Source organism: Streptomyces sp. NPDC002104, from assembly GCF_053593795.1.
This window is the reverse complement of the sequence record NZ_JBSFDF010000027.1, coordinates 39,599-64,035: the sequence shown is the minus strand read 5'-3', so window position 1 is coordinate 64,035 and position 24,437 is coordinate 39,599. Positions and strand designations below refer to the sequence as shown.

Annotated in this window: 19 protein-coding genes and 1 pseudogene; 15 read left to right on the top strand and 5 right to left on the bottom strand. The window is 74.2% G+C overall.

All coding sequences use genetic code 11. The features are described from left to right. Nucleotides 1-301: 301 nt before the first annotated feature. The 3 genes from ACWCP2_RS22650 to ACWCP2_RS22640 all read right to left on the bottom strand — a co-directional run bounded on the left by ACWCP2_RS22650 (nt 302) and on the right by ACWCP2_RS22640 (nt 3,546). Nucleotides 302-1,999 carry a flavin monoamine oxidase family protein gene (locus ACWCP2_RS22650; protein WP_450910379.1) on the bottom strand — a complete coding sequence of 566 codons (1,698 nt, stop codon included), beginning with the start codon at nt 1,997-1,999 and terminating at the stop codon, nt 302-304. An 80-nt stretch (nt 2,000-2,079) separates the two neighbouring features. Continuing rightward, complete coding sequence (locus tag ACWCP2_RS22645) at nt 2,080-2,880, bottom strand: carbon-nitrogen hydrolase family protein (RefSeq protein ID WP_450910378.1); 801 nt, start codon at nt 2,878-2,880, stop codon at nt 2,080-2,082. A gap of 177 nt (nt 2,881-3,057) precedes the next feature. Further along, nucleotides 3,058-3,546 carry a hypothetical protein gene (locus ACWCP2_RS22640; protein WP_450910377.1) on the bottom strand — a complete coding sequence of 163 codons (489 nt, stop codon included), beginning with the start codon at nt 3,544-3,546 and terminating at the stop codon, nt 3,058-3,060. A gap of 308 nt (nt 3,547-3,854) precedes the next feature. On the opposite strand from ACWCP2_RS22640, the gene ACWCP2_RS22635 reads away from it, so the two are divergent. The 6 genes from ACWCP2_RS22635 to ACWCP2_RS22610 all read left to right on the top strand — a co-directional run bounded on the left by ACWCP2_RS22635 (nt 3,855) and on the right by ACWCP2_RS22610 (nt 9,342). Then, the gene (locus ACWCP2_RS22635) at nt 3,855-4,562 is read left to right on the top strand and encodes a GNAT family N-acetyltransferase (RefSeq protein ID WP_450910376.1); all 708 of its coding nucleotides are present in this window, start codon (nt 3,855-3,857) and stop codon (nt 4,560-4,562) included. A 92-nt stretch (nt 4,563-4,654) separates the two neighbouring features. Continuing rightward, entirely contained in the window at nt 4,655-4,765 is a 111-nt protein-coding gene (locus ACWCP2_RS22630) for a putative leader peptide (RefSeq protein ID WP_450910375.1), read from the top strand. A gap of 91 nt (nt 4,766-4,856) precedes the next feature. Continuing rightward, nucleotides 4,857-6,065, top strand: a complete 1,209-nt coding sequence (locus ACWCP2_RS22625; protein WP_450910374.1) for an LLM class flavin-dependent oxidoreductase — start codon at nt 4,857-4,859, stop codon at nt 6,063-6,065. 26 nt (nt 6,066-6,091) lie between these two features. Next, complete coding sequence (locus tag ACWCP2_RS22620) at nt 6,092-7,459, top strand: NtaA/DmoA family FMN-dependent monooxygenase (RefSeq protein ID WP_450910373.1); 1,368 nt, start codon at nt 6,092-6,094, stop codon at nt 7,457-7,459. Nucleotides 7,460-7,583: 124 nt separating this feature from the next. Further along, a complete protein-coding gene (locus tag ACWCP2_RS22615; RefSeq protein WP_450910372.1) occupies nt 7,584-8,729 on the top strand; it encodes an LLM class flavin-dependent oxidoreductase in 1,146 nt (381 codons plus the stop codon). Between the two features lie 175 nt (nt 8,730-8,904). Beyond that, nucleotides 8,905-9,342, top strand: a complete 438-nt coding sequence (locus ACWCP2_RS22610) for a WhiB family transcriptional regulator (RefSeq protein WP_450910371.1) — start codon at nt 8,905-8,907, stop codon at nt 9,340-9,342. Here ACWCP2_RS22610 and ACWCP2_RS22605 read toward each other — a convergent pair. Next, nucleotides 9,320-9,775, bottom strand: a complete 456-nt coding sequence (locus ACWCP2_RS22605; protein WP_243334460.1) for an Lrp/AsnC family transcriptional regulator — start codon at nt 9,773-9,775, stop codon at nt 9,320-9,322. The two genes, ACWCP2_RS22610 and ACWCP2_RS22605, sit on opposite strands and share 23 nt — an antisense overlap. Nucleotides 9,776-9,785: 10 nt before the next feature. Continuing rightward, nucleotides 9,786-11,255 carry an amino acid permease gene (locus ACWCP2_RS22600; RefSeq protein ID WP_450910370.1) on the bottom strand — a complete coding sequence of 490 codons (1,470 nt, stop codon included), beginning with the start codon at nt 11,253-11,255 and terminating at the stop codon, nt 9,786-9,788. 307 nt (nt 11,256-11,562) lie between these two features. Here ACWCP2_RS22600 and ACWCP2_RS22595 point away from each other — a divergent pair, with 307 nt between their 5' ends. The 9 genes and pseudogenes from ACWCP2_RS22595 to ACWCP2_RS22555 form a co-directional block, all read left to right on the top strand. After that, a complete protein-coding gene (locus ACWCP2_RS22595; protein ID WP_450910369.1) occupies nt 11,563-12,687 on the top strand; it encodes an LLM class flavin-dependent oxidoreductase in 1,125 nt (374 codons plus the stop codon). After that, nucleotides 12,684-13,532, top strand: a complete 849-nt coding sequence (locus ACWCP2_RS22590; protein WP_450910368.1) for an SDR family NAD(P)-dependent oxidoreductase — start codon at nt 12,684-12,686, stop codon at nt 13,530-13,532. The genes ACWCP2_RS22595 and ACWCP2_RS22590 overlap by 4 nt, the downstream gene beginning before the upstream one ends. Continuing rightward, entirely contained in the window at nt 13,529-14,587 is a 1,059-nt protein-coding gene (locus ACWCP2_RS22585) for a GDSL-type esterase/lipase family protein (protein ID WP_450910367.1), read from the top strand. Before ACWCP2_RS22590 ends, ACWCP2_RS22585 begins: the two co-directional genes overlap by 4 nt. 139 nt (nt 14,588-14,726) lie before the next feature. Beyond that, complete coding sequence (locus ACWCP2_RS22580) at nt 14,727-15,680, top strand: SCO0930 family lipoprotein (RefSeq protein WP_450910415.1); 954 nt, start codon at nt 14,727-14,729, stop codon at nt 15,678-15,680. 180 nt (nt 15,681-15,860) lie between these two features. Then, the gene (locus ACWCP2_RS22575) at nt 15,861-16,715 is read left to right on the top strand and encodes a LytR/AlgR family response regulator transcription factor (RefSeq protein WP_450910366.1); all 855 of its coding nucleotides are present in this window, start codon (nt 15,861-15,863) and stop codon (nt 16,713-16,715) included. Nucleotides 16,716-16,987: 272 nt separating this feature from the next. Further along, nucleotides 16,988-17,263 (top strand): hypothetical protein, encoded by a 276-nt coding sequence (locus tag ACWCP2_RS22570; RefSeq protein WP_399452829.1) that lies wholly within the window; start codon nt 16,988-16,990, stop codon nt 17,261-17,263. Nucleotides 17,264-17,399: 136 nt separating this feature from the next. After that, the gene (locus tag ACWCP2_RS22565) at nt 17,400-19,199 is read left to right on the top strand and encodes a sodium/solute symporter (RefSeq protein ID WP_450910365.1); all 1,800 of its coding nucleotides are present in this window, start codon (nt 17,400-17,402) and stop codon (nt 19,197-19,199) included. A 166-nt stretch (nt 19,200-19,365) separates the two neighbouring features. Further along, entirely contained in the window at nt 19,366-20,601 is a 1,236-nt protein-coding gene (locus ACWCP2_RS22560; RefSeq protein WP_450910364.1) for a histidine kinase, read from the top strand. 56 nt (nt 20,602-20,657) lie between these two features. Then, nucleotides 20,658-24,401, top strand: a pseudogene (locus tag ACWCP2_RS22555) (AAA family ATPase); the annotation flags it as partial. Nucleotides 24,402-24,437: the final 36 nt, after the last annotated feature.

Below are 24,437 nucleotides of genomic sequence, written 5' to 3'. Positions count from 1 at the left end.
CCTGCGGGGCGAAGTCCCCTACCCGCCCTTCCACCGTTCCCCGGGGGCCGGCCCCCGGACCCCCGCTCCTCAAACGCCGGAGGGGCTGAGATCGCCCGCGGAGCGGGGTCCGGGGCGGAGCCCCGGGGAACGGGCGAAGGGCGGGTAGGGGACCCCGCCCCGCAGGGCCCGCCCACCCACATCAGCCCCGGGCGGCCGGAGCCGCCACACCGACGCGCCCCCGCCGGACGGAGTCCGGCGCAGCGCCGCGAAGCCCGGGAGGCCCGCCAGGGCCGAGTGGTGCGAGTGGTGCGTGAGGAAATCAGTCCTCGGGGAGTTCGACCGGGGCTATCTCGTCGTAGACGTCGCCCGGGCCCGGGTTCGTGGAGTCCGTGGAGCCGCCGAGGTGGTGCATGACGCCCCAGACGGCGTTGAGGGCCGTCTGGACCGCGCCCTCCGCCCAGCCCGCCGTCCAGGAGATGTCGTCGCCCGCGAGGAAGATGCCGCGCTTGTCCTCGGGGAGCCGGTCCTGCATGAAGTGGGTGAACAGGCGGCGCTGGTAGCGGTAGTGGCCCGGCAGGTTGGCCTTGAACGCACCCATGAAGTAGGGCTCGTTCTCCCAGGACACGGTCACCGGGTTGCCGATGATGTGCCGGCGGATGTCGACCTTCGGGTAGATCTCGCCGAGGGACTTCAGCATGACCTCCATCCGCTCGTTCGCGGACAGCGGCAGCCACTTCAGGCTGTCGTCGCACCAGGTGTAGGAGAGGCAGATGACGGCCGGCTTGTCGGGGCCGTTGTCCAGGAGGTAGGTGCCGCGGGTCATGCGGTCGGTCAGGGTCATCGACATGACGTCGCGGCCCGTTTGCTCGTCCTTGTCCAGCCAGAAGGGCCGGTCCACCGGGATGAAGAGCTTCGAGGACTCCATGTAGTGCGTGCGCTCGATCGCCGTCCAGTGGTCGATCGGGAACAGCGTGTCGTCGCACGCGATCTTGGAGAGCAGCATCCAGGACTGGGCCGTGAAGATCGCGGCGCGGTACGTGCGGATGTCGCCCGAGGCGTCCGTGACCGTGATGCGGTTGCCCGCCGTGCGGTGCAGGCGGGTGACCGCCGGGCGCGGGGTGCCCCCGTGCAGGGAGGACAGGGAGGTGCCCTGGGCCCAGTGCACGATCTTCTCGGGCTCGCGGTCCCACATGCGCAGCGGGAGCTGCTGCGAGCCGCCCACGATGCCGCGGTGGTGGTCGTCCGCCTCGGTGTAGACGACGCGCAGGATCTCGAGGATCGAGTTCGGGAAGTCGGTGTCCCAGCCGCCGGTGCCGAAGCCGACCTGGCCGAAGATCTCGCGCTTGCGGAAGGACTTGAAGGCCTCGGACTTGCAGAGGAACCCGTAGAAGGTCTCGTCGTCGAGCTTCTCGACGAGCTTCGCCCAGATCTCCCGGATGCGCGGGACGTCCCGCTCGCGCATCGCGGTGTTCATGTCGGAGAAGTCGGCGCCCTCGTCCAGGCAGGCGTTCCACGCGGCGGACACGTCGCGGTAGACCTGCGGGAGGTCGGCGATGGTCTCGGCGTAGTGGGTCTCGCCCTTGAGGTCGACCACCGTCGAGGGGGTGGCCTCGGCGAGCGGGTTCGGGAAGGGCTCGGTGACCAGGCCGACGAGGTCGATGTAGTGCTGGAGGGCCGTGGAGGACGGCGGGAAGCGCATGGCGCCCATCTCCGCGGTCAGTTCCTCGGTGCCCGCGCCCTCGAAGCCGACGGTGCGCAGCCGGCCGCCGATCTGGTCGGCCTCGTAGATGACGGGCTTGAGGCCCATCTTCATCAGCTCGTACGCGGAGATGATGCCGGACAGCCCGCCGCCGATGACGGCGACCTCGGTGCCGTGCTCGGTCGCCGGTACCTGCCCGAGTCCTGCCGGGTGCGCGAGGAAGTCGTCGTACGCGTAGGGGAAGTCCGGGCCGAACATCGTGATCGGCAGCGCGCCGTCGCTGTGCGGGACGGCGGTGGTGGGCACCGTGGACGTCATGGGGTACGACTCCTAGCGGGGTGGGGCAGGGGGAAGGGCGAGCGGTGGGGGCGGGGCGGCGGGCTCGCCGCCGGCCGCGGTCAGACGAGCGAGGCGTACAGCCCCGGGCGCCGGTCGCGCAGGTACGGGTTGGTCTCGCGCGAGACGCGGAGCAGTTCGGGGTCGGCCTCGCCGAACACCAGCTCCTCGCCGCGGCCGGCCCGGGTCCGGGTGACCCCGTCGGGGCTGGCCAGGCAGCTGAGGCCGACGAACTCGAACTCGCCTTCCGGGCCGGTGCGGTTGACGTACGCGATGTACATCTGGTTCTCGAAGGCCCGTACGGGGACCAGCTGTTCGGCGACGAACTGGAACGGGTGCATCTGCGCGGTCGGCACCAGGAGGAGGTCGGTGCCGGCGAGCGCGTGCGCCCGGACGTTCTCGGGGAACTCGACGTCGTAGCAGATCATGACGCCGACGCGGAGGCCGCCGAGGTCGGCCTGGACGACGGGGGTGTCGCCGGGGGTGAAGGCCGCCTGCTCGAAGCAGCCGAAGAGGTGGGTCTTGCGGTAGTTCGCGAGCCGTTCCCCGTCGGGGCCGATGAGCTGCGCCGCGTTGTAGACGGCGTCGCCGTCCCGCTCGGGGTAGCCGTAGAGCACGGCCAGCCCGTGGCGGCCCGCGATCTCGCCGATGGCGCGGGCGGACATGCCGTCGGCCGGTTCGGCGAGCCGGGCGATGTCCTCGATCTCCAGCGCGTAGCCGGTCAGGAACATCTCCGAGGTCACGAGGAGCCCGGCCCCCGCCTGTGCGGCGCGTGCCGCGGCCTCTTCGAGCGCCTTCAGGTTGTCGGCGGTGTCGCCGAGCCGTCCGGAACTCTGGAGGAGGGCGGTGCGCAGCGGGGGCATGGGCGTACCTCTGTGGCAGGAGGGGTGGGGGTCCCTCAACGGTACGTTCGTGCGTTCGACCGGGACAAGGCGTGACCGTTGCGCTCCGCGCATCGATTCGTTGCGCATCGGCGGGAGAAGGCGGCGATTCGTTGCGTGAAAGCCGGACGAACGGTCCGAAGGTCCTGCCCGGGGGGTCTACCGGCCCGGGCGGAAGGCCGGGTGCACGCTCAGCCTGCGCAGGTCTTCCAGGATGTCGGGGGCGTGGTTGGAGACGACCCGGCCGCTCCAGCCGTCGCAGAGCGCGGGGACGGTGAGCGTGCCGTCGTGGTCGTGCCCGGCGGCCTCGTAGGCGCGGCGGAGCGCGTCGTACGCGGCCGCGTCGGATCCGGCCGCGTCGGAGCCGGCCGGGTCGGAGCCGGGCCGCAGGACGGTCAGGGCCACGGTGTCCCGCAGGCCGAGTTCGGCGAAGGCGGCGGTGACGCCGAGGCAGCTCGGACAGTCGTCGGCGGCGACGAAGAGCCGGTACCGGTGCGGTACGGGCGAGAAGCCGGTGCCGATCCGGCCCCGCAGGACGGCGGCCCGCACGCCGCGGCGCTGGGCCGGCTGGACGGCCGCCTGGACGTAGGTCTGGACAGCGGTCTGGGCAGCGGTCTGGGCAGGCGTCTGGACATGGGTCTGGGACATGGTGCTCCTCGGTCTGCGTACGTGCATATGTACGCGCTTATGTGCATACGTGCGTGCGTGCTCGGCGGGCCTCAGGCGGCCGGGGCCGTGGCACTGCAGACGCGGAGGAGATCGATGTGCAGCCGGCGGGTGAGCCAGGAGCGGCGCAGCGGGGTGGTGGCGGCGGATGGTGCGGTGAGCATGTCCACCGTGCCCCCTTCCTGTCCGCGACCCCCATTAGGCTGGCGTTCGCAGTCTCACGGCACCGCCAGAGGCCGTCAAGACCGCCCGCACGAGTGCCTGCGCCCGATCGAAGGAAGCTTCCGCCCATGTCCCGTGAGTCCCGGCCCGAAGCGGTCCTCGACAATCCCGTCTGGGCCGCGCTCGACGGCCCGCACCGGAGCTTCGCCGAGCCCGGTCCCGCCGGACTCGCCGCCCGCTACCCGGCCGGGGTTTCCCCCTTCGCCGCGCTCAGCGACCCGGAGGATCCGCGGGCCTGGGCGGATCTGGCCGAGCTCGCCGGCCCCGGCCGGGAGGTCTGGGTGACCGGGCTGCCGACCCCGCCCGCGGGCTGGGAGACCGTGATGTCGATACCGGGCGTGCAGCTCGACGGCCGCGCGGTGGAGGCCAAGGAGGAGCCGGAGGCCGTCGTCCTGGGGCCCGCCGACGTGCCCGAGATGCTGGAGCTGGTCGAGCTGACGCGGCCCGGCCCGTTCGGGGAGCGCACCGTCGAGCTGGGCACGTACCTCGGGATCCGCCGCGGCGGCCGGCTCGTCGCCATGGCGGGCGAGCGGATGCGGCCGCCGGGCTGGTCGGAGATCAGCGCGGTGTGCACGCACCCCGAGCACCGGGGCGAGGGGCTCGCCGGGCGGCTGATCCGTGCGGTCGCGGCCGCCGTGGAGGAGCGCGGGGACACCCCGTTCCTGCATGCCGCGGCGCAGAACACCTCGGCCGTCGGGCTGTACCTCTCGATGGGGTTCACGCTGCGCCGCGAGCCGGTCTTCATCGGGCTTCGCACTCCCGACACGAAGCATTAACACGGATTGACATTCCACCCGTTGTGACCCGGTCCCGCCTGATCTAGCGTCGGTAGGACGACCGGAGCACGAGGTGAAGGGGGTGGCTGGGCATGACCGTACGAACCGCCGGTGAAGCCCTCACCCCGCGCCGCACCGTGCGGCTGCACTCCCGCGCGCACATCGACCTGCTGCGCGTCGCCGGCTCCCTCTGTCGTTCCTGATCAGCGTTCCGCGCCCCGCGCCGCGCACCCCGCGTTCCGCGCGTCTGCTCCTCACCTTCGCCGCGCCGCCCGATCAGGAGGCCGTTCCACCATGCCCGTGCACCCTTCCCCGACCACCACCCCCGGCCCCGCTCTCCACCTCGCCGTGGCCCTCGACGGAGCGGGCTGGCATCCCGCCGCCTGGCGCGAACCGGGGGCGGACGCCGACCGGCTGTTCACCGCCGGCCACTGGGCGGCGCTCGTCGCCGAGGCGGAGGCCGGGCTGCTGGACTTCGTCACCTTCGAGGACTCGCTGAGCCTGCAGTCCACCGATCCGGCGGGGCCCGACGGCCGCACCGACCTGGTACGGGGCCGGCTCGACGCGGTGCTGGTCGCGGCCCGGCTGGCGCCGCTGAGCCGGCACATCGGGCTGGTGCCGAGCGTGGTGGCCACGCACACCGAGCCCTTCCACGTCTCCAAGGCGCTCGCGACCCTGGACTACGTGAGCCGCGGGCGCGCCGGGCTGCGCATCCAGATCTCCGAACGCCCGGACGAGGTGGCCCACTTCGGGCGCCGTGCGGGGGTCCTGGACCAGGTCGAGCTGTACGGCGAGGCCGCGGACCACGTCGAGGTGGTGCGCCGGCTGTGGGACAGCTGGGAGGACGACGCCGAGATCCGCGACGTGGCCACCGGACGGTTCATCGACCGCGCCAAGCTGCACTACATCGACTTCGAGGGCCCGCACTTCAGTGTGAAGGGCCCCTCCATCACCCCGCGGCCGCCCCAGGGCCTGCCCCCGGTCAGCGCGCTGGCCTCGGACGCCGCCGCGTACCCCTTCCTCGCCCGGTCCGCCGACATCGGCTACGTGACGGCGCGCAACGCCGACGAGATCCGCACCGCCGTCGCGGCGCTGCCCGGCACCCCGCACCTGTTCGGTGAGCTGACGGTCTTCCTCGACGAGCAGCCGGCCGCGGCGGAGCGGCGCCTCCAGCGGCTGGACGCCGTGCACGGGTCCGCGTACACGAGTGACGCCCCCGTCTTCGCGGGGACTCCGGCGCACCTCGCCGACCTGCTGCTGGAAGGGCAGGAGGCCGGGCTGACGGGCTTCCGGCTGCGGCCGGGGGTGCTCGCCCACGACCTGCCGGCGATCACCCGCGGCCTGGTCCCGGAGCTCCAGCGGCGCGGGGTGTTCCGGCAGGCCTACGAGGCCTCCTCGCTCCGCGGCCTGCTGGGGCTCGAACGCCCCGCGAACCGTTACGCCGCCCCGGCCGCGGCGGTCGCCGCCACCGCTTCTCCCGCCACCGCCTCCCCCGCCGCCTGATTCCCCAGGAAGGACCGACAGCAGCCATGAGCAAGCCGCTCAAGCAGATCCACCTCGCAGCACACTTCCCCGGGGTCAACAGCACCACCGTGTGGAGCGACCCGGCCGCCGGGAGCCAGATCGACTTCGATTCCTTCGTCCATTTCGCGCGGACCGCCGAGCGCGCGAAGTTCGACTTCCTCTTCCTCGCCGAGGGCCTGCGCCTGCGCGAACAGGGCGGTGAGATCTACGACTTGGACGTGGTGGGCCGCCCGGACACCTTCACCGTGCTGGCGGCCCTCGCCGCCGTCACCGAACACCTCGGGCTGACCGGCACGATCAACTCCACCTTCAACGAACCGTACGAGGTGGCCCGCCAGTTCGCCTCCCTCGACCACCTGTCGGGGGGCCGTGCCGCCTGGAACGTGGTGACCTCCTGGGACGCCTTCACCGGGGAGAACTTCCGGCGCGGCGGCTTCCTGCCGCGCGAGGAACGCTACGAGCGGGCACGGGAGTTCCTGGACACCGCGCACGAGCTGTTCGACTCCTGGGACGGCGGCGAGATCCTCGCCGACCCGCTCTCCGGGGAGTTCCTGCGGGACGCGGGCCCCGGCGCCTTCGCCCACCGGGGCAAGCAGTTCGACATCTCCGGGCACTTCAACGTGCCGCGCAGCCCCCAGGGGCGGCCGGTGATCTTCCAGGCGGGCGATTCGGACGAGGGCCGGGAGTTCGCGGCGGCCTCCGCGGACGCCATCTTCGGGCGGTACGGCACGCTGGACGAGGGCCGCGCCTTCTACGCGGACGTCAAGGGGCGTCTGTCCCGGTACGGGCGCACCCCCGACGAGCTGAAGATCCTGCCGGCGGCGACCTTCGTCCTCGGCGACACCGACGCCGAGGCGCGGGAACTGGCCCACGAGGTGCGGCGCCTGCAGGTCAGCGGGGCGACCGCGATCAAGTACCTGGAGCACGTCTGGAACCGGGACCTGTCGGCCTACGACCCGGACGGGCCGCTTCCGGACATCGATCCCGAGCCCGGGGAGAACACCATCGCGCTGGGCCGGGCGAGCGTGCGCATGAACCGCGATCCGGTGGCCGTGGCGCGGGAGTGGCGGGAGCTGGCCGCCGCCAAGAAGCTGTCGATCCGGGAACTGGTGATCGAGACGACCGCCCGGCAGTCCTTCGTCGGCTCGCCGCTCACCGTCGCCCAGGCCATCGACGCCCTGGTCCAGGCGGACGCGGCCGACGGATTCATCCTGGTCCCGCACCTGACCCCCGGCGGGCTCGACGCCTTCGCGGACACCGTGGTCCCGCTGCTCCAGGAGCGCGGGGTGTTCCGCCGCGCGTACGAGGGGCCGACGCTGCGCGACCACCTCGGCCTGGCCGCGCCGCGCGCGCTCGCCCCGGTCCGCGGCTGAAGCACCCCGGCCCGCGGTCGAAGCCGCAACCACGACCGCAGCCACGGCCGCTCCCGCACCCGTACGACCGCGTGCCCGCCCGCGGGCCCGCGACCGAAGTCCGTCACAGAGAAAGGGGCACACCATGCCCGGCATCCCGCTCGGGGTCCTCGACCTCATACCGATCCCGTCCGGTTCCACGGCGGCCGAGGCCCTGCGCGGCACCGTCGACCTGGCCCGGCAGGCCGAGCGGTTCGGGTACACCCGCTACTGGTTCGCCGAGCACCACCTGAACGTGGGGGTCGCCGGGACCTCTCCCGCCGTCGTGCTGGCTCTGACCGCCTCGGCCACCTCCACGATCCGCATCGGCTCGGGGGCGGTCCAGCTCGGGCACCGTACGGCCCTGTCCACCGTCGAGGAGTTCGGCCTGCTGGACGCGGTGCACCCGGGGCGGATCGACCTCGGTCTGGGCCGCTCGGCGGGTGGTCCGCCCGTGCGCCGGCCCGGCGCCGAGCCGCCGGTGGCGTACACGACGGCGAACGGGCTGCGCATCCCGAAGCCGTTCTCCTTCGCCCACCTGCGCGATCACCCGCGCATCGCGCTCCAGCACCGTCTGCTGCAGCTGCCGGGGGCCACCCCGCAGGAGTACTCCGAGCAAGTGGGCGACGTACTGGCCCTGTTGCGCGGGGAGTACCGCTCGCCGGAGGGGGTGGAGGGGCACGCCGTACCCGGGGAGGGCGCCGACGTACAGGTGTGGATCCTGGGCAGCAGCGCGGGGGTGAGCGCGGAGACGGCCGGGGCGGGCGGGCTGCGGTTCACGGCGAACTACCACGTGAGCCCGGCGAGCGTGCTGGAAGCGGCCGAGGCCTACCGGGCGGCCTTCAAGCCCTCGTCGGAGCCGGGCGGGCTGGACCGGCCGTACCTGAGCGTGTCCGCCGACGTGGTGGTGGCTCCGGACGACGACGAGGCCCGGGAACTGGCCACCGGGTACGCGCCCTGGGTGCACAGCATCAGGACGGGCGACGGGGCGATCCCCTTCCCCTCGCCGGAGGAGGCCCGGGCGCTGACCCGGGACTGGTCGGCGGCCGACCACGAGCTGGTCTCGGACCGGGTGGAGACCCAGTTCGCGGGCTCCCCGGCCACCGTGGCCGACGCGCTGGAACGGCTGTGGGAGGCGACCGGCGCGGACGAGCTGCTGATCACCACGATCACGCACGGGCACGCCGACCGGGTGCGCTCGTACCGGCTGCTGGCCGGGGAGTGGGCCCGCCGGGGGCACCTGCGCTGGTAGGGCCGGCGGGGCTGCCGGCCCGGCGGCTGGGGGCTGGGCGGCCCGGCGGCTGGGCGCCTGGGCGGCTGGGGCCGCGTCCCTCGATCCCGGGTTGCGGCAGGCGGGGTTTGGTGCGGTGCGGAGCGGTCACACGCGCAGGAGACCTGCCGGCGAATCCAGCGCGAAAGGAACCGTCATGACCCCCAGGGCCTCCAGGGCGACCACGTCCACCGCACCCTCCGCGACCCCCCGCATCCCCGCGCCCCGTGTGGACCGGCTGCCCGGCTCCGCCGGACACAAGTGGCAGTGGCAGACCCGTGCGGCCTGCCGCGACCTCGGATGGAACCGGTTCTTCCATCCCGCGGACGAGCGGGGCGAGGACCGGGAGCAGCGCGACGCCGCCGCGAAGCGGGTCTGCGCCGAATGCCCGGTGCGCGCGGCGTGCCTGGACCACGCCCTGCGCACGCGGGAGCCGTACGGGGTGTGGGGCGGCCTGACCGAGGAGGAGCGCCGCACGCTCGCCCGCTCCCGGACCGGCAGGGGCCCGGCCGGCGGCGCCGCCGCCGCGCCGTCCACCGCGCCGGACGGACGGACCGGACGGAGCGGGCCCGCTACGCGGGCGCGCCGGAAGTGAAGCGGCGCAGCAGCGGGGAGAGGACGAGCACGGACTTGGTGCGCTCCACGAAGGGCTCGCCCGCGATCCGTTCCAGGACCCGCTCGAAGTGCCTCATGTCGGAGGCGAAGATCTGCACGAGGGCGTCCGCGTCGCCGGTGACGGTCGACGCGGACACCACCTCGGGGTAGCGCTCCAGCCCCCGCCGGATGTCGTCCGGCGAGGTGTTGTGGCGGCAGTACATCTCGATGAAGCCCTCGGTCTCCCAGCCCATCGAGGCGGGGTCCACGCGGACGGTGAAGCCGGTGATGGCCCCTTCGGCACGCAGCCGGTCCACACGCCGCTTCACGGCGGGGGCCGAGAGTCCGACCTCGGAGCCGATGTCCGCGAAGGAACGGCGTGCGTCCTTGGCGAGGGCGTGCACGATGCGTTCGTCGAGATCGTTCAGTCGCACTGCGCGTGGATCACTTCTCTGCTGTGGCCGGTTCTGCTGAGGCCAGTCGGGAGCGGCGGATGCCGTACAGGAAGTAGATCACGAGCCCGACGGCCATCCAGCCACCGAAGACCTGCCAGGTGACGGCGTCGAGGCTCCACATCACCCAGGCACAGGCGAGGAAGCCGAGGATCGGCGTGAGCGGGAACAGGGCCACCTTGAAGGTGCGCGGCATGTCCGGGCGGGTGAAGCGCAGGATGATGACGGCAACGTTGACCAGGCCGAAGGCGAACAGCGTGCCGATGCTCGTGGCGTCGGCCAGCTTGCCCAGCGGGATGGTGGCGGCGAGGAGTCCGCAGAAGAGACCGACGATCACCACGTTCGCGCGGGGGACGCCGGTGCGGGCGTTGACCTTGCCGAAGGCCTTGGGCACGAGGCCGTCGCGGGACATCGCGAAGAGGATGCGGGTCTGGCCGTAGAGCACGGCGAAGACGACCGAGGCGATGGCGACGACCGCGCCCGCGGCGAGGACGACGCCCCAGACGTTGTGGCCGGTGACGTCGGTCATGATCTGGGCGAGCGCGGCCTCGGTGCCCTCGAAGTCCTGCCAGGGCATGGCGCCGACGGCGACGAAGGCCACGAGGACGTAGAGGACCGTGACGATCAGCAGCGAGAGCATGATCGCGCGGGGCAGGTCGCGCTTGGGGTTCTTGGCTTCCTCACCGGCGGTGGAGGCGGCATCGAAGCCGATGTAGGAGAAGAAGAGGGTGCCGGCCGCAGCGGTGATGCCTTCCCGGCCGAGCGGGTTGAAGTTCGAGTAGTTGCCGGACTTGATGCCCATGGCACCGATGCCGATGAAGAGCAGCAGGGTGACGATCTTCACGCCAACCATGATCGAGTTGATCCGGGCGCTCTCCTTGGCCCCGCGCATGAGGAAGACCATGGCGAGCAGGACGACGACGAGCGCCGGCAGGTTGATGAAGCCGCCCTCGCCCATCGGGGCGGAGATGCTCTCCGGGATCTTGACGCCTATCGTCCCGTCGAGGAACTCGTTGAGGTACTCGCCCCAGCCGACGGCGACCGCCGCCACGGAGACCCCGTACTCCAGGATCAGGCACCAGCCGCAGACCCAGGCGACGAGCTCGCCCATGGTGGCGTAGGCGTACGAGTACGAGGATCCGGAGACCGGCACCGATCCGGCCAGCTCCGCGTAGGAGAGGGCCGAGAACAGGGCGGTCAGGCCCGCGATGACGAAGGAGATCGTGACGGCGGGGCCGGCCTTGGGGGCCGCGGTGCCGAGGACGACGAAGATGCCGGTGCCGAGCGTCGCACCGATGCTGATCATCGTGAGCTGCCACATGGTGAGCGAGCGGCGCAGCGAGCCGCCCTCGCCCTGGCCGCCCTCGGCGACCAGCTGCTCCACCGGCTTGCGGCGCAGCAGGGGGTGGGCCGCCTTGGGGCGCTCGGGGGTGAGCGGTGGCGCCTGGCCGTGATCGAGCACGAGGGGACTCCTTGTCACTGCGGGTGGGGTGTGAGGCGTCGACCGCAGCGGTCCGGAGCAGGAGCAGGCCGAGAGGGCCTGGGCATGCGGACCGCCGAGCAGGCGGTCCACGCCACTCCACGTACAGCGAGTGAGCCTACGAGCTGAGTGATACCGCCCGTAATGCACCATCCTTGCACATAGGCGACTGATCGTTGCGCGGATCTGTCCTGGATGGTCCTTTGTTGCGCGGGGATGATCGATCAGTGCGCGGGCCACCTCGACCGGCATTCTTGACACTTCGTCAGATCTGCCGCAGCGTGCCGCCATGGACCTGGACGTGCTCTACGAGATCGACGTGCCGCGGCCCTGGCGGGGAGCCCACCCGCACGGCCAGCGGGCCGCTGAGCAGCGCGCTTACCGGGAGGCGGTGGAACAGATCCGGCTCGCCGACCGGATGGGCTTCCGTACCGTCTGGGCGGTCGAGCACCACTTCCGCGAGGGCCGCTCGCACTGCCCGGCCCCCGAGGTGCTCCTCGGACACCTGGCGGGGCTGACCGAGCAGATCCGGCTGGGCTTCGGCGTGACCCTGACCCCCTTCGCCTTCACCCCGCCGCAGCGGATCGCGGAGAAGGTCGCCACCGTCGACGTGCTCTCCGGCGGCCGGGTGGAATGGGGCACCGGCCGGTCCACGCCCATGGAGCAGGCGGCCTTCGGGGTGGACCGGGAGAAGTCCCGCGAGGACTGGCGCGAGGCCATCGAGATCGTGACCGGAATGTGGCGCGAGGAGTACTTCGCCTATGAATCGGAGCGCTTCACCTTCCCGCGCCGCATGGTCACCCCCAAGCCGGTGCAGGATCCCCACCCTCCCGCCTGGATGGCGGCCACCTCCCCCGGCTCCGCGGAGGTCGCGGGCGCGCACGGCCTCGGGCTGCTCTCCTTCTCGATCATGCAGCCGCTGGAGGCGATGGCCGCCCAGGTGGCCGCCTACCGGGCCGCGGCCGCCGCACCGAGCCCCCTCACCGACGTCACCACCGACCGGGTCGCCGCCTACACCCTGGTCCACGCGACCGGGCCGCGCGCCGAGCCGGGCCCCCGGGTCTGGGAGTCGGTCGCCTGGTGGTACTCCAACCTGGCGCGGTTCACCCTGGAGTGGGAGCTGCCCCACCTGAGCCCGCAGGAGCGGGAGCGGACCTTTCCTCTGCTCACCCCGATCATCGAAGGGAACGTGCCCGTACGGGAGTTCAGCGACGGGGACATGATCCTCATCGGGGACGCGGAGACGATCGTCGCCAAGGCCAAGCGGTACGCGGACCTCGGCGTCGACCAGCTCATCTGCTACGTCCAGTGGGGGTACCTGGAGCACCGGGAGATCCTGCGGACCCTGGAGATCCTGGGCAAGGAAGTCATCCCGGAGCTGGCCCGCCACACCCCCCGGAAGGCGTCCGCGTGAGCGAGGGCCCCGACACCGCTTCCGCGGCCGCCGACGCGGCCCCCGACACCTCCCCCGTCCCCGACTACGCCGCCCTGCACCGCCTCGACGGCCGCGCCCTGGTCCTGCTCGGCGCCGGCAACGGCATCGGCCGCCAGACCGCCCACGCGCTCGCCGCGGGCGGGGCCCTCGTGCTGTGCGTGGACGTGGACGAGGAGCGGGCCAGGGCGGTCGCCGCCGAGACCGGGGGCGTCCCGTACGCCGCCGACGTCACGGACCGCGAGACCGTGCGGGAGCTCTTCGCCGCGGCGCCGGAACTGCTCGGCGGCCGCCCGGTCGGCGGGGTCGTCGACATCGTCGGCATGGCCCGGTACGCCGCGCTGCCCGAGCTGGACGACTCCGCATGGGACTGGCACTTCGACCTGGTGCTGCGGCACGCCTGGCTGGCCGTCCAGTACGGCGGCGAGGCCGTCGCGGCGGCCGGCGGCGGCCCGCTGGTCTTCGTCGCCTCCGTCTCCGGACTCACCGCGGCCCCGCTGCACGCCGCGTACGGCGCCGCGAAGGCGGGACTCATGTCCTTGGTGCGCTCGGCGGCGGTGGAGCTGGGCCCGCGCGGAGTACGGGTCAACGCGGTGGCGCCGGGGGTGGTGTGGACCCCGCGGGTCGCCGCCCTGCTGGGTCCGCAGGGGCGCCGGCTCAACGCGGAGAACGCTCCGCTGGGCCGGGTCGCGGAGCCCCGGGACATCGCGGCCGCGCTGTATTTCCTGGCTTCGCCGCAGTCCTCGTACATGACGGGGCAGACGCTGGTGGTGGACGGCGGCGTCGCCGTGAAGTTCCCGTACCCGACGGTCGGAGGCGCACGATGAGCACACGGGAAGCCGGACCGGACGCGGACGCGGACGCCGGGCCGCACACCGCCGCGGACGCCGGGCCCTGGCTGGACCCCGGGCCCTTCCTGCGCGGTGTGGCCTGGCTGGACGGGGGCCGCCCCGTGCGGGCCGACCCGGCCGACACCATGCGGCTGCCCTGGGACACCGGCGAGCGGGCCACGCTGCCCATCGGGGTGCGCCTGGAGTTCACCGCGCCCGGCGCCCGGGCCGTGGAGATCCACTACCGGGCGACCGTGCCCGGCCCCACCGACGCGCTGCGCGACCTCGCCCACGGCTTCGCCCTGTGGGACCGGCACGGCGTGGTGAGCGAGCTGTACACCGAACCCGCCGCCGAGGCCGTCGTACGGATCGAACTGCCCGGCGGCTCCGGCCCGTTCACCATCCACCCGCCCGAGACCCAGTCCCCGCTGATCCTCGGCCTGCGCGGGATCGGCGGCCCGGTCGCCCCCGCGCCGCCGGCCACCCGCTGGGTGGTGCACGGCGACTCCATCACCGAGGGCTGGTGGTCCACCCGGCCCGCGCACGGCTGGCCCTCGGTGGCGGGGCGCGCCCTCGGCTGGGACCCCGTCAACCTCGGCTACGCGGGCGCCGCGCGCGGCGAGCTGGCCTGCGCCGAGCAGATCGCCGGACTCCCCGCCGATGTCATCACCCTCGCCTTCGGCACCAACTGCTGGTCCCGCGTGCCGTTTTCGGCCCCCCTGCTGTACGAGACCACCCGCGCGTTCCTCGAACTGGTCCGCCAGGGCCACCCCCGGACCCCGCTGCTCCTCCTCTCCCCCGTGCTGCGCCCCGACGCGGAACGCACCCCGAACAAGCTGGGCGCCACCCTGGGCGCCCTGCGGGACGCGATGGAACGGGCCGCCCGGGAGCGGATCGCGGCCGGGGACGAGCGGCTGGCGCTGCTGCCGGGGCGGGAGCTGCTGGGCCCCGAGCACCTGGCGGACGGGCTGCACCCGAACGACGCCGGACACCGCACGCTCGGCCTCGCTGTGGCCACGGCCATGAGGCGGGCCGGGTTCGACCTGGGGTGAGTGAAACAGCCCACATCGGGGGAATTGAACAGATCGGCTCCGACGAGGCGTGTCCTGCGCAGAGTTGCCGCCGCCCCACTCCGCTCGGACGGATGGACGCGGCGGCGCAGGCAGGGACACACACGTGGGAGAGATCAACATGGGCATCAAGCGCGGAACCACCCTGGCGGCCGTGGCGGTCGTCGTCGCACTCACCGCGACCGCGTGCGGCGGGAGCGACTCGGCGGGCGACACGGCCAAGCCGGCCGGAGCGGTCGCCGCTCCCTCCCAGGCCCCCTCCTCGGGCGACGGCTACGACTACGGCTCGGGATCCGACGCGGCCGCCTCCGCCGGTGACGCCAAGCCCGGCGGTCAATTGGCCATCGCCCAGGACGAGAAGCTCGGCTCGGTACTCACCGACAGCGCGGGCTTCACCCTCTACCGCTTCGACAAGGACACCGCCGAGCCGTCGAAGTCCTCCTGCGACGGGGACTGCGCGAAGACCTGGCCGGTGGTCGCGGCCGGCGACGCCACCGCGGCCGCGGGCATGGACCCGGCGCTGCTGGGCGAGGTGGTCCGTACCGACGGCAGCAAGCAGCTGACGGTGGCGGGCTGGCCCGTGTACCGGTTCAGCAAGGACACCAAGGCGGGCGACACCAACGGGCAGGGCGTCGGCGGGACCTGGTTCGCGGCGGCCCCCGACGGCAAGAAGGCGGCGAAGGCGGCCCCCGCGCCGGCCGGCGCGGGCCAGGCCTCCGGCGCGCTGACCGTGGCCAAGGACCCGAAGCTCGGTGACCACATCGTCGACGGCAACGGCATGACGGTCTACCGGTTCAAGCCGGACACCGCGTGGCCCATGGTCTCCAAGTGCGAGGGCGCCTGCGTGGCCAAGTGGCCGGTCGTGCCGCCGGTGGACCGGGCGAACACCAAGGGGATCATCGAGAAGAACTACCTGGTGCTCGACCGCCCCGACGGCAAGAAGCAGCAGACGGTGAACTGCTGGCCGGTCTACACCTTCACCGGCGACAAGAAGGCCGGCGACACCAACGGCCAGGGCGTCGGCGGCACCTGGTACGCCGTCGCCCCCGACGGCAAGCTCATCACGGTCCAGTAGCCCCAATAGCCCCAATAGACCAATAGAGCCAGTAGACCCGCCGGCCCCGCCGGCCCCGCCGGCCCCGCGCCGACCGGCGCCCCCGCGACCACCCGACCGCGCGGCCCCCGCCTCCCCTCCCCCCGGGGCGGGGGCCGCGCACCGTTTCGCACCGGCCGGGCGGAACCTAGACTCCGCATCATGCTGCGCGTACTGGCCGTCGACGACGAGAAGCCCCTGCTGGAAGAGCTCCTCTACCTGCTGCGCTCGGACCCGCGGGTGCTCAGCGCCGAGGGCGCCTCGGACGCCACGGAGGCGCTGCGCCGGATCACGCGGGCGCTGGAGAGCGGCCCGGACGGGGCCGACGTCATCGACGTGGTCTTCCTCGACATCCACATGGCGGGGCTGACCGGGCTGGACATCGCCCGGCTGCTGGCCGGGTTCGCGCGGCCGCCGCTGATCGTGTTCGTCACCGCGCACGAGGGGTTCGCCGTACAGGCCTTCGACCTCAAGGCCGTGGACTACGTGCTGAAGCCCGTACGGCCGGAGCGGCTGGCCGAGGCCGTGCGGCGGGCCTGGGAACAGTCCGGGCGGTCCGGGGAACAGCCCGTGGCGTCCGCCCCCGAGGCCGTGCCCGCCGTACCGGCGGCCCGCGCGGCCGCCCCCCGGATCCCCGGGTCGCCCGTCGCGGCGACCGCCGCCCGCGGCGCGGACCGCGCGCCGGACCAGATCGCCGTCGAACTGGGCGGCGTCACCCGCTTCGTGGCGATCGCCGACATCGCGTACGTGGAGGCCCAGGGCGACTACGCCCGGCTGCACACCGACGAGGGAACCAGCCATCTGGTGCGGATCCCGCTGGCCACCCTGGAGGAGCGGTGGGCGGCGCGCGGGTTCGTTCGCATCCACCGCCGCCACCTGGTCGCGCTGGCCCGCATCGACGAACTGCGCCTGGACTCCGGGACGACCACGGTCCGCGTCGGCTCGGCCGAACTCCAGGTGAGCCGCAGACACACACGGGAGCTGCGGGACCTGCTGATGCGCCAGGCGATGGGCTGACCCCCCCCCTGATCCGGGGCGCAGCCCCGAGGCAGGTCCGGGGCGCAGCCCCGAGGCAGGTCCGGGGCGCAGCCCCGGGGAACGGGCGAAGGGTGGGTAGGGGACAGCCCCGCAGGGCCCGCGCCGACCGTCCGGCGCGGCGGCGGACCGTTCACCGTGCGGGCGGGCGCGTACGGCGATCCGCCCGGGCCGTCGGCCGCAGCGGCGGCCTGACCGGCCGCCCGCGCGGACCCCCGCGGGTATCGTGGATCTTCGGCCCTGGGAGGTGGCAGATGTCCGAAATCCAGGCGCTCCTCGACGCATTGACCGGACTGCCCCGCACCCGGCCGGCCGGTCCCGCCGAGGCCGAGGTGCTGCTGGCCCGCCTGCGGAGCGCGGCCGCGCGCTGGGCCGACGTCCTGTACGAGGCCCACGAGGGCGCGTACGGACAGCTGCCGCCCCGGGCCGAGGCGGCCCTGACGCTGGCCTTCCGGCGCGCCGAGGAATCGTACGTGGAGCTGGAGATCGCCCTGCGGGACTGCGCGGAGCACCGCGATCCCGCCCGCTGAGCCATATCCGGCCTGACCTGCGAGCGGGCCTGTCGCCCGGTCCGGGGGCGTGCGTAGACTCCCGGAGCCCCGGCACACGGCCGGGATCCGACACCCGCGCCGGGCCGCGCCCGCGCCCAGCCGAAGGACCGTCCCGGTGAACCAGACGTACGCGCTGACCGCGGTCGCCGTCGTCGTCCTGGTCACGGTGCTGGTCGGCGCGCTGGGCCTGCGGATCTCCCGGACCACCTCGGACTTCTACGTGGCTTCGCGCACGGTCGGCCCGCGCCTCAACGCGGCGGCCATCGGCGGCGAGTACCTCTCGGCGGCCTCCTTCCTCGGCGTGGCCGGGCTGGTGCTGCTCCAGGGGCCGCAGATGCTCTGGTACCCGGTGGGCTACACCGCCGGGTACCTGGTGCTGCTGGTGCTGGTCGCGGCCCCGCTGCGCCGCTCGGGCGCGTACACGCTGCCCGACTTCGCCGAGGCCCGGCTCGAATCGCAGGCGGTGCGCCGGATCGCGGTGCTGTTCGTGCTCGGCGTCGGCTGGCTGTACCTGCTGCCGCAGCTCCAGGGCGCCGGCCTGACGCTGGAGATCCTGACCGGGGCCCCGCACTGGGTGGGCGGGGTGGTCGTCGCCTGTGTGGTGACGGCGGCGGTGGCGGCCGGCGGGATGCGGTCCATCACGTTCGTGCAGGCCTTCCAGTACTGGCTGAAGTTCACCGCCCTGCTGGTGCCCGCCTTCTTCCTGCTGGCGGCCTGGGCGGGGGACGGCGCCCCGCGCGCCTCCTTCGACGCCCCGGCGGTGTTCCGCGAGCACACCGCCGTCACGCTGGCCGAGGACGTACGGCTGTCCCTGGACGAGCCGCTGACGGTGACGGTGACCGGGCAGGTCGACGGGCGGGCGTACACCGGGCAGTCCGTGACCCTCGGCGCCGGGCAGCATTCCGTACGGGCGCACGCGCGGCTGGAGTTCGCCCCGGACTCCGCGGTGCCGCAGAGCCGGGCGGAGGGCGGACCCGGGGTGTCGAGCTGGTCGGAGCCGTTGTCCGGGGACCGGCCCGAACTGCGGCTGTACGCCACGTACGGGCTGATCCTGGCCACCTTCCTCGGGACCATGGGGCTGCCGCACGTGGCGGTGCGCTTCTACACGAGCCCGAACGGCGGGACGGCCCGGCGCACCACGCTGGTCGTGCTCGGCCTGGTCGGCGCCTTCTACCTGCTGCCGCCGGTCTACGGGGCCCTGGGCCGGATCTACGCCCCGGAGCTGGCCCTGACCGGGGAGGCGGACGCGGCGGTGCTGGTGCTCCCGGACCGGCTGGTGGGCGGGTTCGCCGGGGAGCTGCTGGGGGCGCTGCTGGCGGGGGGCGCGTTCGCGGCGTTCCTGTCCACGGCTTCGGGGCTCACGATGGCGGTGGCGGGGGTGCTGCACCAGGACGTGCTGCCTTCGCGCGGGGTGCGCAGCTTCCGGGTCGCGGTGCTGGTGGCGATCCTGGTGCCGCTGGCCGGGAGCGTGGCGGTGACGGAGGTGCCGGTGGCGGACGCGGTGGGGCTGGCCTTCGCGGTGTCGGCGTCCTCGTTCTGTCCGCTGCTGGTGCTGGGCATCTGGTGGCGCGGGCTGACACCGCCGGGGGCGGTGGCCGGGCTGGTGACGGGGGGCGGGGCGGCGCTGAGCGCGGTGCTGGCGACGCGGGCCGGACTGGCGCCGGCGGGGTGGGTGAACACGCTGCTGGCGTGGCCGGCGGTGTGGTCCGTCCCGCTGGGGTTCCTGACGATGGTGGCGGTGTCGCTGGGCACGCGCGGGCGGATCCCGCCGGGCACGGCCGCGACGCTGGCCCGGCTCCACCTCCCGGAGGCGGTGTCGGAACCGGCTCCCGCGGGCGGCGGCGGCCCCGCGGGCGGCTCCGGGGCCGCCGGTGCCGATGCTGCCGCCCGGGCCGGAAAGAGCAGTGCTCCGTGACCGGAGCCGCGCTCTGCGACCGGAGCGGCGCGCACAGCAGAGACCGGCGCTCCGTCCCGGAGCACTGCTCTCACTCAAGGGCGGCACACGCTGACCGGAGCACTGCTCACCACGAGAAGCAGCACACCACGACCGGAGCACTGCTCGCGGAGGAGGGCGGCACACCATGACCGGAGCACTGCTCTCGGTGCTCGTCGCGGCCGGCGGGGCGCTGCTGCTCGGCCTCGGCTGGGCCGGCGGCCGGTGGCACGCCCGGCAGGACGAGCGCGCCCTCGGCCTCGACCTGGGCACCCCCGTCGAACGGGCCACCTTCCACACCCTGCACACCGCCTCCCTCGCCGCTCCCCCGCTGCGGGCCGGACTCACCGAGGACGCCGCCCGCAAGGCCGCCAAGCGGCTGCGCTCCCTCCTCGGCACCGAGGCGCTGTGCCTGACCGACCGCGGACACGTCCTCGCCTGGGACGGCCCGGGCGCCGATCACCACGAGCGCCGGGCGATGGCCCGGGTCGCGGTCATGCTGGACTCCGGGCGCAGCCAGAGCGTGCGCACCGAGTGCGAGCGGCCCGACTGCCCCCTCAAATGGGCCGTGGTGGCCCCGCTGACCGGCGAGGACGGGATGCTGGGCGCGCTGGTGGCCTACGGGTCGCGGGAGTCGGCGGTGCTGGTGCGGGCCGCCACCGAGGTCGCGCGCTGGGTGTCCGTACAGCTGGAGCTGTCCGAGCTGGACCGTTCGCGGACCCGGCTGATGGAGGCCGAGATCAAGGCGCTGCGCGCACAGATCTCCCCGCACTTCATCTTCAACTCCCTCGCGGCGATCGCCTCGTTCGTACGCACCGATCCGGAGCGGGCCCGGGACCTGCTGCTGGAGTTCGCGGACTTCACCCGCTACTCCTTCCGGCGGCACGGGGAGTTCACCACGCTGGCCGAGGAGTTGCGGTCCATCGAGCAGTACCTGGCGCTGGCCGGGGCCCGGTTCGGGGAACGGCTCAAGCTGACCCTGCAGGTGGCGCCCGAGGTGCTGCCGGTGGCGCTGCCCTTCCTGTGCCTGCAGCCGCTGGTGGAGAACGCCGTCAAGCACGGGCTGGAGGACTCCACCGAGGAGTGCCGGATCACCATCGCAGCCCGGGACGCGGGCGCGGAGGCGCTGATCACCATCGAGGACAACGGCGTCGGCATGGACCCGTCCCTGCTGCGCCGGATCCTGGCCGGGGAACAGCCGGGCTCCTCCTCCGGCATCGGGCTGCCCAATGTGGACGACCGGCTGCGCCAGGTCTACGGGGACGGCCACGGGCTCGTCATCGAAACGGGTGTGGGCGCGGGCATGAAGATAACGGTCCGGATTCCCAAATACCGTGCAGGGGTGCACAGTTCGGCCTCACCTGGCCGAATTCCCCGGCGCTGAGCGGCCCGCGGCCTGCCATTCTGGAAGGGGCGCGAACGACCGGAGGGATCGCCGACGTGCGGGTCGGGCGAGAACAGCACCGCGACGAGTGCCGTGCCGTGGTACGGACATGGGTGCGGGGGGCCATCGGCGGGGAGGGCGGCGGAGCCTGCCTGCTCGTGGAGGGGGAGCCCGGCGCGGGCCGCACCTCCTTCCTGCGCGAGGCGCTGGCCGACGCGGCCGCGCTCGGATGCCGGGTCCGGTACGGGGCCGCCGAGTCCCTGGGCGCCGGGCTCCCGCTGCGCGCGGCGCTGGACTGCCTGCATCCGTCCGGCCCCGGCCGGGCCCGGGCACTGGCGCTGCTCCGGGAGGCCGCCCGGTCGGCCGAACCCGGCGGGGCGCTGCTGGCGGCCGTGGACCTGCTGGCCGCCGACGTCGAGGAGTGGTGCGCGCGGCGGCCCCTGCTCCTCGCCCTGGACGACCTCCAGTGGGCGGATCCGGCCACCCTGCTGCTCTGGCGCCACCTCGCGCGGGCCGCGCAGCGGCTGCCGCTGCTGCTGCTGACGGCCCGGCGGCGGCTGCCCCGGCGGCCGGAGGTGGAGGAGCTGTGCGCCTCCCTGGGCGGCGGGCCGGGCGGGCGCACGCTCCGGCTGGAGCCGCTGACCGGGGCGGAATCGGCCGCGCTGGTCCGGGAGGTGCTGGGCGCGGCGCCCGGCCCCCGGCTGCGGGAGGCCGCCGGGCACGCGGGCGGCAATCCCCGGCTGCTGCGGGAGCTGCTCGCGCACTGGTCCGCCCTCATCGAGGTCCGCGCCGACCAGGCCGAACTCACCCTCCCCGTGGCGGACCTGCCGCCACCCCCGGAGTCGGCGACCCGTGAGCTGGGCCGGCTCCCCCGGGCGGCCGTGGCCACGCTCCGGCAGGCCGCCCTGCTCGGACCGGCCTTCACGGCGCGCGAGCTGGCCCTCGTACGGTCGCTCCCGGTCCGGGACCTGCTCGCGGACCTGGAGACGCCCCTGGTCACCGGGGTACTGGAACCGGCCGCCCTGCCCGCCGGACTCCCGGCGCCCGGCGGCGACGCCCTGCGCTTCCGGCAGCCGGCCGTACGGCTGGCCCTGTACGCGGAGCTCCCCCGGGCCGCCCGCAGCGCCCTCCACCAGGACGCCGCACGAGCCTTCGCCGCGGCGGACCTCGATCCCACCCGCACCGCGGCACAGCTACTGGCCGGCGGGGCGCTGGAGCCGTGGGCGGTGCGCTGGACGGCGGAGTCGGCCCGGGCCCTGATCACGGCGTCCCCCGAAACGGCGGCGGCACTGCTGAGCCGCGCGGTGGAACAGAGCGCGGCCCAGGACGCGGAACGGGGCGTGGACCCTGGGCAGGACCAGGATCCAGCCCCGGAACGAGGCCCGGCACGGGACGCGGCACAGAACCCGGGACAGGACCCGGAACATGGCCCGGAACAGGCCCCGGAACGGGACGCAGAACAGAGCGCGGAACCGGAACAGGAACCGGCACAAGGCCCGGGATGGAGCGCGGGGCAGGACGCAGAGTCCGCGGCGCAGACCGCACGACGGGGCACCGAACGGGCCCCGGGGCGACCCCAGGCGCACGACGCCGGACCCAGGTCGTCTCCTTCGGATCCCGCCGGGCCGGCGATGCCCGGCACCATGCCTGGCCACACTGCCGAGGCGACCCCATACGCCCCGTACGCGAACGCCCCGACAGCACACCCGGACCCGGCACCGGACGCCGCGGACTCGCCCGACGCGACCCGGAGGAGCCGACCTGACCGGGAGCGGCGCGCGGACCGGACCCCCGACCGGCCCGGGAGCCAGTACCGGGAGGCCCTGGAGGACGGGCTCGCCGAGGCCGCACTGATGCTGCGGCGGCCCGAGTCCGTGGAGCTGATCCGCACGCTGCGGGAGCGGGCGCAGGATCCCGCGCGGCGGACCGCGCTCGCCTTCAAGCTGGTGTCGGCGCTGATGATCCAGGGGGACATGGCCCAGTCCCTGGAGATCACCGAGGAGGCCCTGGCCGAGGCAGCACTGGCCGAAGAGGCAAAAGCCGGGGCGGCCGGGGCAGTGCCGGCCGAGAAGGCCCTGACGGCTGGGGCGACAGCCGAGGCGGCGCCGGCCAGGACGGCGACCGGCAAGGCAGTGCTCGCCGGTCCGGCGGCAGCCAGTGCGGTGACGGCCGAGGAGGGCCTCGCGGGTGAGGCGACAGCCGAGGCAGCCCTGGCCGGTCCGGCGACAGCCGCAGTGGGGACGACCGGAGCGGCGTCGGCCGGTCCGTGGACAGCCGGGGCGGCGGCAACCGCCGAGGGGCCCGGGGCCGAGGAACCCAGGGCCGAGGAACCCAGGGCCGAGGGGCCCGGGGGCAAGGGACCCGGGGGCAAGGGACCCGGGGCCGAGGAACCCAGGGCCGAGGGGCCCGGGGGCAAGGGGCCCGGGGGCAAGGGACCCGGGGGCAAGGGACCCGGGGCCGAGGGACCCGGGGGCAACGGACCCGGGGCCGAGGAACCCGGAGGCAACGGACCCGGGGCCGAGGAACCCGGAGGCAACGGACCCGGGGGTGTCATGCGGTTGCGGCTCGAGGCGTGTCGGGTGTTGGCGCTGGCCGATCTGCATCGGCCCGAGGAGGCGTACGCGCTCGCCGGGCCGCTGGTGGAGCGGGCTCGGCTGCTCGGTGATCCGCTCTGCGGCGCGGAGGCCGAACACGCCATGTCCTTCGCGCTGTTCCACCTGAACCGGGGCCGGGAATCGCTGCGTCACGTCGCGGCCGGGATCGCGCACGCCCGCCGCAGCCCGGCCGCCAACGACATGCGGCTGCTGCTGCTCGCCAACCAGGCCGAGGGCCATCTGCGGTTCGACGAGCCGCACTCCGCCGCCGCGGCGCTGCGCGAGGCCCGGGAGCTGGCGGCCCGGACCGGTTCGACGGGCCGGCTCGTCGTCACGGAGGTGCTGCTGGCCGATCTGCGCTACCGGCTCGGCGACTGGGACGCCGCGCTGGCCGGCCTCGCCCGGGCCGAGGGCATGCCCGTCTCGGACGCCTGGCTGCCGGTGCTGACCCGCGGGCTGCGCGCCCTGATCCTGGGCCACCGGGGCGAACAGAGTTCAGCGCGGGCGGAGTTGGCTGCGCTCGGTCCGGCGGCGTACGAGCCGCCCGCGGCCCGCCGGCACACCGCGCAGGTACTGCTCGCCCGCGCGCTGCTCGCGGAGCGCGACGGGAGCCCCCGCGCGGCGCTGGAGGCGCTGCTGCCCGCGCTGGAGGACGGCGTGGACGAGGCGGTGGCCTTCGACCGTCCCTGGGCGCTGTCGGAGGCGGTCCGCCTCGCGCTGGAGGACCGGGACACCGGTACGGCCCGGTCGGCGCTGGCCGCCTGCGCGCGCACGGCGGCGGCGCTGCCGGAGCAGCCGGGTCCGGCCCTGGCGCTGCTGCGCTCCCGCGGGCTGTTCGCGCAGGACCCGGAACTGCTGGTGGAGGCGGCGGCGCTGGCACGGGGCGGGCTGGTGGCGGGCCAGACGCTGGAGGACCTGGCGGTGGCCCGGGCCTGGCACGGGGACCTGCCCGCCGCGCGGTCGGCGCTGACCGGCGCGGTGGCCTCGTACGAACTCCTCGGTGCCCGCTGGGACATCGCCCGGGCCGACGCCCGGCTGCGGAGCCTGGGGGTGCGGCGGGGCAGCCGGGCGGCCCGGCGGCGGCCGGCGCGGGGGTGGCAGGCGCTGACTCCGGCGGAGCTGAAGGTGGCACTGCTGGTCGCGCGGGGCCGGACGAATCCGGAGATCGCCTCGGCGCTCTTCCTGTCCCGCCGGACCGTCCAGACCCATGTCTCGCACATCCTGGCGAAGCTGGAGGTCCGC

What these genes read in the sequence shown, in the direction of transcription:
- ACWCP2_RS22630 (WP_450910375.1), top strand. Translation starts at nt 4,655, where the DNA reads ATGACCGTACGAACCGCCGGTGAAGCCCTCACCCCGCGCCGCACCGTG.
- ACWCP2_RS22580 (WP_450910415.1), top strand. Translation starts at nt 14,727, where the DNA reads ATGGGCATCAAGCGCGGAACCACCCTGGCGGCCGTGGCGGTCGTCGTC.
- ACWCP2_RS22595 (WP_450910369.1), top strand. Translation starts at nt 11,563, where the DNA reads ATGGACCTGGACGTGCTCTACGAGATCGACGTGCCGCGGCCCTGGCGG.
- ACWCP2_RS22615 (WP_450910372.1), top strand. Translation starts at nt 7,584, where the DNA reads ATGCCCGGCATCCCGCTCGGGGTCCTCGACCTCATACCGATCCCGTCC.
- ACWCP2_RS22570 (WP_399452829.1), top strand. Translation starts at nt 16,988, where the DNA reads ATGTCCGAAATCCAGGCGCTCCTCGACGCATTGACCGGACTGCCCCGC.
- ACWCP2_RS22640 (WP_450910377.1), bottom strand. Translation starts at nt 3,546, where the DNA reads ATGTCCCAGACCCATGTCCAGACGCCTGCCCAGACCGCTGCCCAGACC.
- ACWCP2_RS22585 (WP_450910367.1), top strand. Translation starts at nt 13,529, where the DNA reads ATGAGCACACGGGAAGCCGGACCGGACGCGGACGCGGACGCCGGGCCG.
- ACWCP2_RS22560 (WP_450910364.1), top strand. Translation starts at nt 19,366, where the DNA reads ATGACCGGAGCACTGCTCTCGGTGCTCGTCGCGGCCGGCGGGGCGCTG.
- ACWCP2_RS22650 (WP_450910379.1), bottom strand. Translation starts at nt 1,999, where the DNA reads ATGACGTCCACGGTGCCCACCACCGCCGTCCCGCACAGCGACGGCGCG.
- ACWCP2_RS22610 (WP_450910371.1), top strand. Translation starts at nt 8,905, where the DNA reads ATGACCCCCAGGGCCTCCAGGGCGACCACGTCCACCGCACCCTCCGCG.
- ACWCP2_RS22645 (WP_450910378.1), bottom strand. Translation starts at nt 2,880, where the DNA reads ATGCCCCCGCTGCGCACCGCCCTCCTCCAGAGTTCCGGACGGCTCGGC.
- ACWCP2_RS22620 (WP_450910373.1), top strand. Translation starts at nt 6,092, where the DNA reads ATGAGCAAGCCGCTCAAGCAGATCCACCTCGCAGCACACTTCCCCGGG.
- ACWCP2_RS22625 (WP_450910374.1), top strand. Translation starts at nt 4,857, where the DNA reads ATGCCCGTGCACCCTTCCCCGACCACCACCCCCGGCCCCGCTCTCCAC.
- ACWCP2_RS22635 (WP_450910376.1), top strand. Translation starts at nt 3,855, where the DNA reads ATGTCCCGTGAGTCCCGGCCCGAAGCGGTCCTCGACAATCCCGTCTGG.
- ACWCP2_RS22575 (WP_450910366.1), top strand. Translation starts at nt 15,861, where the DNA reads ATGCTGCGCGTACTGGCCGTCGACGACGAGAAGCCCCTGCTGGAAGAG.